Annotated in this window: 8 protein-coding genes; 3 read left to right on the top strand and 5 right to left on the bottom strand. The window is 72.0% G+C overall.

Annotated elements, in window-relative coordinates:
- Both AOK11_RS32595 and sigE read right to left on the bottom strand, forming a co-directional pair.
- A partial coding sequence (locus tag AOK11_RS32595; protein ID WP_206188972.1) for an anti-sigma factor family protein occupies positions 1-411 on the bottom strand: 411 nt, incomplete at its 3' end.
- Positions 408-1,109: an RNA polymerase sigma factor SigE gene (gene sigE, locus AOK11_RS32600; RefSeq protein WP_079035230.1), complete on the bottom strand. Its 702-nt coding sequence runs from the start codon at positions 1,107-1,109 to the stop codon at positions 408-410. The genes AOK11_RS32595 and sigE, both read right to left, overlap by 4 nt.
- Before the next feature lie 249 nt (positions 1,110-1,358).
- Between sigE and AOK11_RS32605 the strand changes: the two genes are divergently transcribed.
- Entirely contained in the window at positions 1,359-2,042 is a 684-nt protein-coding gene (locus AOK11_RS32605) for an O-methyltransferase (protein ID WP_079035231.1), read from the top strand.
- 128 nt (positions 2,043-2,170) lie between these two features.
- On the opposite strand, the gene AOK11_RS40965 is transcribed toward AOK11_RS32605, so the two are convergent.
- Positions 2,171-2,338: a DUF3117 domain-containing protein gene (locus AOK11_RS40965; protein ID WP_003966491.1), complete on the bottom strand. Its 168-nt coding sequence runs from the start codon at positions 2,336-2,338 to the stop codon at positions 2,171-2,173.
- A 377-nt stretch (positions 2,339-2,715) separates the two neighbouring features.
- Here AOK11_RS40965 and chcB point away from each other — a divergent pair, with 377 nt between their 5' ends.
- On the top strand, positions 2,716-3,519 hold the full coding sequence (gene chcB / locus AOK11_RS32610) for a 2-cyclohexenylcarbonyl CoA isomerase (protein ID WP_055597287.1): 804 nt from the start codon (positions 2,716-2,718) through the stop codon (positions 3,517-3,519).
- Positions 3,520-3,574: 55 nt separating this feature from the next.
- On the opposite strand, the gene AOK11_RS32615 is transcribed toward chcB, so the two are convergent.
- Both AOK11_RS32615 and AOK11_RS32620 read right to left on the bottom strand, forming a co-directional pair.
- Positions 3,575-4,159 carry a DNA-3-methyladenine glycosylase I gene (locus tag AOK11_RS32615; protein ID WP_055597288.1) on the bottom strand — a complete coding sequence of 195 codons (585 nt, stop codon included), beginning with the start codon at positions 4,157-4,159 and terminating at the stop codon, positions 3,575-3,577.
- A complete protein-coding gene (locus AOK11_RS32620) occupies positions 4,156-4,512 on the bottom strand; it encodes a hypothetical protein (RefSeq protein ID WP_055597289.1) in 357 nt (118 codons plus the stop codon). The genes AOK11_RS32615 and AOK11_RS32620 overlap by 4 nt, the downstream gene beginning before the upstream one ends.
- Positions 4,513-4,652: 140 nt before the next feature.
- On the opposite strand from AOK11_RS32620, the gene folP reads away from it, so the two are divergent.
- Positions 4,653-5,513, top strand: a complete 861-nt coding sequence (gene folP / locus AOK11_RS32625) for a dihydropteroate synthase (RefSeq protein WP_055597290.1) — start codon at positions 4,653-4,655, stop codon at positions 5,511-5,513.
- The last annotated feature ends 234 nt before the right edge of the window (positions 5,514-5,747 follow it).

Raw genomic sequence — 5,747 nt, forward strand, 5'->3', positions numbered from 1 at the left:
TCCCCCCTGCTCCCGCCCCCGCCGGGCGGCCGTGTAGGGGAACTCGAACCGCTCACCGCGCCTGCCGGTCCCGAAGGCTCCGGGCATCCCGCCGAGCCGCGCGGGCGGGTCGCCCGGCAGCCCTCCGCCGTCCAAGGGCGAGCCGCCGCCCAGGTCGCCGCCCGCCGGAAGGCCCTGAAGGCGGGCCAGGAAGCTCTCGGACGGGGGCGGGGGCGCGGCTTCCGCGAAGACGTTCTTCAAACGGCGCTGCGCGTCCAGCTCCGACTTGCACTTCGTGCAGGTGGCGACGTGCGCCAGTACGCGCTCACGCGCGTCATGACCCAACTCTCCGTCCACCAGGGCGGAAAGCCGGTCTCCCAGGTGCTCCTCTGCGAGGTGTCCCTCGGCAGGTTTCGGACGTGAACCACTCACGTGCTCGCGCCCCCTCCTCCCAGTGCGGGAACACGCGGCACGAAGGAGCGGCGCTCCGTGCGCGCCTGGGGCGAGCGGTGAGCGAGGGCCTTGCGCAGCTGGGAGCGCCCGCGGTGGATCCGGGAGCGGACCGTACCGAGCTTGACGCCGAGGGTCGCGGCGATCTCCTCGTACGACAGTCCCTCGATGTCGCAGAGGACGACCGCGGCCCGGAATTCGGGCGCGAGCGTGTCGAGGGCCTGCTGGACGTCCGCGTCGAAGTGGGTGTCGTTGAAGACCTGCTGGGGGGTGGGCTCCTTGCTGGGGAGCCGCTCGGCCGCGTCGTCGCCCAGCGAGTCGAAACGGATGCGCTGCTTGCGGCGCACCATGTCCAGGAAGAGGTTGGTCGTGATGCGGTGCAGCCAGCCCTCGAAGGTGCCCGGTGTGTACGTCGACAGCGAGCGGAAGACGCGGACGAAGACCTCCTGGGTGAGATCCTCCGCGTCGTGCTGGTTACCGGTGAGGCGGTAGGCGAGCCGGTAGACCCGGCCGCTGTGCGTGCTGACGATCTCCTCCCACGTGGGCGGAGTCCACGCCTGCCCGTCCGCGTCGGTGGAGAAGCTCGCGGTCTGGGCCGGCTCGGCGGCGTGGCTGTGGTCAGCAGCGGTGTCGTTCACGGATTTCGGCCTACCCGCCGATCCAAGGAAGCGCCTCAGCACTCCTCCCCGATCCACAGGTGCAGCCGCACCTCCCCTATCGGCTCTGGTGGTGTCCAGTAGAGCCCCTACCATAGCCACCTCGCCCGTTAGCTCCGGATAAGCGGTTTTACGAGAAATTGATGCGGGCTGCCACGGCTCGTGGGCCTGCGTCAGCACTTGCTCGGTGTCCCTGCTCATACGCCCACCCCCTCCACGGCACACGCCGCTCGCTCTTCCCTGTAAACGACCGGTCCCATCAGTGGGTTCCCGGTGTCAACGGATAAAGTCACGCCGAGGCAACCACGGGGACAGGAGAGGGTCATTACCGCCAACCGGCAGACGAGCTGGGCGTTCGCGGACGCCTATGTCGCCGAGGACGAGGCGCTGTACTGGGCCCGGGACCGGGCCCAGGAGGCAGGGCTGCGCTCGGTGTCGCCCGGTACGGGTGCGGCCCTGCGGTTGCTCGCGGCCACCGTGGACGCCAAGGCGGTCGCGGAGATCGGCACCGGCTGCGGCGTCTCCGGGATCCATCTGCTGCACGGCATGCGGCCGGACGGTGTGCTGACCACGGTCGACCAGGAACCGGAGCACCAGCAGTCCGCCCGCCAGGCCTTCCGTACGGCGGGCTTCGCCGCCAACAGGGCCCGTTTCATCCCGGGGCGGGCGCTGGATGTCCTGCCCCGCCTCGCGGACTCCGGCTACGACCTCGTCTTCTGCGACGGGGACCGGCTCGAGTACCAGGACTATCTCGCGGAATCGTTGCGTCTGCTGCGCCCGGGAGGCCTGGTCGCCTTCGAAGGGGTCTTCGCGAACGGCCGGACGGTGGACTCCGGTCCGCAGCCCACCGAGGTGCTGCGGCTGCGGGAACTGGTGCGGGCCCTGCGCGAGAGCCAGGATCTGGTGTCGTCCCTGCTGCCCGTGGGTGACGGACTGCTCTGCGCCGTGAAGCGGTAGCGGACGGCTCCGGACGCACGGACGTGGAACGCGGCGAACCTCTCCGGGACCACTCCCACCTGCGCAAACAGTCGCCCCGGTGCCGCATGCGGCACCGGGGCGACTGAAAGGGTATGGTCGCTTGCGCGTCAGCCGACGACCTTCTTGAGAGCGTCGCCGAGCGCGTCGGCCTCATCCGGGGTCAGCTCGACGACGAGCCGCCCGCCGCCTTCGAGCGGAACGCGCATGACGATGCCCCGCCCCTCCTTGGTCACCTCGAGCGGGCCATCACCCGTCCGCGGCTTCATGGCCGCCATGCTCGTTCCCCTTCCTGAAACCCAGCTCAACCGTCTAGCCGACGGCCCACTGAAGGGCACCTGCGGTCCTTGAAGCAGGACACACGCCACCGGCATCGAACACATTGCTTCCAGGCCATTATCCCGCATCTCAGGACCCGATGACCAACATCGGTCGGCATCGCTTGGGCAACGCGCGCGAGCAAAACCACTCAATTCGGCGATGTGGCTGCGATACTGCGCCCCCTTACGCCACTCCCCCGACGGAAATCGGTCCGGAATTCTTTGACGCAGGTCACATGCGGGCCCCACGCCGGCGCCGACGATCTCCGTCATGCTGTCCTGCAGAGGGACTACTGACGGGTAGGTCCACGAGCCGCGACGCGGAGGGATACACCATGGCCGACACCGTGCTCTACGAGGTGAGCGACGGACTCGCGACGATCACACTGAACCGCCCGGAGGCGATGAACGCGCTGAACGTGGCGGCGAAGGTCGCTCTCCGGGACGCGGTCCGGGCCGCCGCGGACGACGAGGGCGTGCGGGCCGTGCTGCTGACCGCCGCCGGTGACCGGGCGTTCTGCGTCGGACAGGACCTCAAGGAGCACATCGGGCTGCTGGTCGCCGACCGGGAGGACGGTGGCGGGCGCACGATGAGCACGGTGCACGAGCACTACAACCCGATCGTGAAGGCGCTCGCCGGGGCCGCGAAGCCGGTGGTCGCCGCGGTGAACGGGGTGGCGGCCGGGGCGGGCTTCGGCTTCGCGCTGGCGGCGGACTACCGGATCGTGGCCGACACGGCGGCGTTCAACACGTCGTTCGCCGGGGTCGCGCTGACCGCGGACTCCGGGATCTCCTGGACGCTGCCGCGGGTCGTCGGCCCGAGCCGCGCCACCGACCTGCTGCTCTTCCCCCGCAGCATCACGGCCCAGGAGGCGTACGACCTCGGGATCGCGAACCGGCTGGTCCCGGCCGCCGAGCTGCGCGCGGAGGCGGAGAAGACGGCGCGGGCGCTGGCCGCGGGACCGACGGTGGCGTACGCGGCGCTGAAGGAGTCGGTGGCGTACGGGCTCACCCACTCCCTGGAGGAGGCCCTGGAGAAGGAGGACGAGCTCCAGACCCGGGCGGGCGCCTCCGAGGACCACACGATCGCCGTGCAGGCCTTCGTCGACAAGGAGAAGCCGAAGTACCGGGGCCGCTGACTCCGGGGCGGCAGGTCCGGGGCGGTCCGCGTCGCGGACCGCCCGCTTTCGGGGTTCAGGCCTGTCGGGCCACGCAGTCCCTCAGGTGGTCGTCGACCAGGCCGCAGGCCTGCATCAGCGCGTAGGCCGTGGTGGGGCCGACGAAGCGCAGGCCCTGCTTCTTCAGGGCCTTGGACAGCGCTGTCGACTCGGGGGTCACCGCGGGGACGTCGGCGAGGGTCATCGGCGCCGGACGGCCGGCCGGGTCGGGGGCGTGCGACCAGATCAGGGCGTCCAGGTCGCCGGGCGCCCACCCGGCCAGCACCCGCGCGTTGCCCAGGGTCGCGTCGATCTTGGCGCGATTGCGGATGATGCCGGCGTCGGCCAGCAGCCGCTCCCGGTCGGCGTCGGTGAACTCCGCGACGGCCGCGATCCGGAAGCCGGCGAAGGCGGTACGGAAGCCCGGACGGCGGCGCAGGATCGTGAGCCACGACAGGCCTGACTGGAAGGCTTCCAGGCTGAGGCGCTCGAACAGGGCGTCGTCCCCGTGGACCGGGCGGCCCCACTCCTCGTCGTGGTACGCGACGTAGTCCTCGGTGGACAGGGCCCAGGGGCAGCGCGGGGCGCCGTCCGGACCCGCGAGGGCGGCTCCGTCGGTCACGGCTGGTCGCCCTCCTGGCGCGCGGCGGGCTTGTCCAGGGCGATGTGGGCCGCGACGGCACGGGCACCGGCCAGCGCGGACTCCAGGTCGGCGATCCGGGCGTCGCGCTCGGCGAGCTCGGCGCCGAGGCGGCTCAGCGCGTCGTCCACGTCGGCCATGCGGTAACCGCGGGCGGCGAGGGGGATGCGAAGGCCGTCCACGTCCGCGCGGCTGACCGGACGGTCCAGCGGCAGGGTGTCCCTCAGCCGGTCGGGGGCCGCGTCGGGCAACGGGCCGCTCTCTCCGCCGCCCACCACGGCGAGGGTCACCGCGGCGACCACGACGGCGAGCGCGACGACCAGGAACAGGAACATAACCATCGCTGAGGTCCCCAGGATTGGATCGAGCCGGAGTCGGATGTGTGGCTCCGATCGTGCCATGCGAGTCTGACAGTCAGGGGCACAGGTGGCCGGGACGGCCGGCGGACCGCACCGACGAGAAGAGGTCTTTGGGGATGCTCAGGCTGGGCAGGCGGGAATTCGCACCGCACGAACCGGTGATCATGGCCATCGTGAACCGGACCCCGGACTCCTTCTACGACCAGGGCGCGACCTTCCACGACGAACCGGCGCTCACGCGCGTGGAGCAGGCGGTGGCCGAGGGCGCCGCGATCATCGACATCGGCGGGGTGAAGGCCGGGCCGGGCGAGGAGGTGTCCGCCGAGGAGGAGGCGCGGCGGACGGTCGGTTTCGTCGCCGAGGTGCGGCGGCGCTTCCCGGACGTCGTGATCAGCGTGGACACCTGGCGGCACGAGGTCGGCGAGGCCGTGTGCGAGGTGGGGGCGGACGTGCTGAACGATGCCTGGGGCGGGGTCGATCCGCGGCTCGCGGAGGTCGCCGCGCGGTACGGCGCCGGGCTGGTGTGCACCCACGCGGGAGGCGCACTGCCGCGGACCCGGCCGCACCGGGTGGAGTACGAGGACGTGATGGCCGACATCCTCGACCGGACGCTGGGACTGGCGGAGCGCGCGGTGTCCCTGGGCGTGCCGCGGGAGTCGGTGATGATCGATCCCGGGCACGACTTCGGCAAGAACACCCGGCACAGTCTCGAGGCGACGCGGCGGCTGGACGAGATGGTCGCCACCGGGTGGCCGGTGCTGGTGTCGCTGTCCAACAAGGACTTCGTCGGGGAGACGTTGGACCGGCCGGTCAAGGAGCGGGTGCTGGGGACGCTCGCGACGACCGCGGTGTCGGCGTGGCTGGGGGCGCGGGTGTACCGGGTGCACGAGGTGGCGGAGACGCGGCAGGTGCTGGACATGGTGGCGTCCATCGCGGGCCACCGCGCTCCGGCGGTGGCCCGGCGGGGGCTGGCGTAGGGCTCCGCCCCGGGGTGGCGGTTCTGCCCCTGCGCCGTTTCACGGGCGCCGCCCCTGAGCCCCGGGCATGGGGGCCCGCCCGGACCCCGTCGGAGGCCCCGCCCCCGGACTCCGGCCTCTGCCCGCCCGCCGCCCGACTCGGTGCGTCGGAGAGTGCCCCACGGCCCAGGACGACCACTCGGCGGGACGGGAAGGCCCCGGCCCGCGCGCCGCTCGGTGGGCCGGGGCCTTCCC

The sequence above is a fragment of the Streptomyces hirsutus genome, assembly GCF_001418415.1.
GTDB lineage: Bacteria > Actinomycetota > Actinomycetes > Streptomycetales > Streptomycetaceae > Streptomyces > Streptomyces hirsutus.

Coding starts and splice junctions, on each gene's coding strand:
- chcB (WP_055597287.1), top strand. CDS start 2,716: ATGGCCGACACCGTGCTCTACGAGGTGAGCGACGGACTCGCGACGATC.
- AOK11_RS40965 (WP_003966491.1), bottom strand. CDS start 2,338: ATGGCGGCCATGAAGCCGCGGACGGGTGATGGCCCGCTCGAGGTGACC.
- AOK11_RS32620 (WP_055597289.1), bottom strand. CDS start 4,512: ATGTTCCTGTTCCTGGTCGTCGCGCTCGCCGTCGTGGTCGCCGCGGTG.
- folP (WP_055597290.1), top strand. CDS start 4,653: ATGCTCAGGCTGGGCAGGCGGGAATTCGCACCGCACGAACCGGTGATC.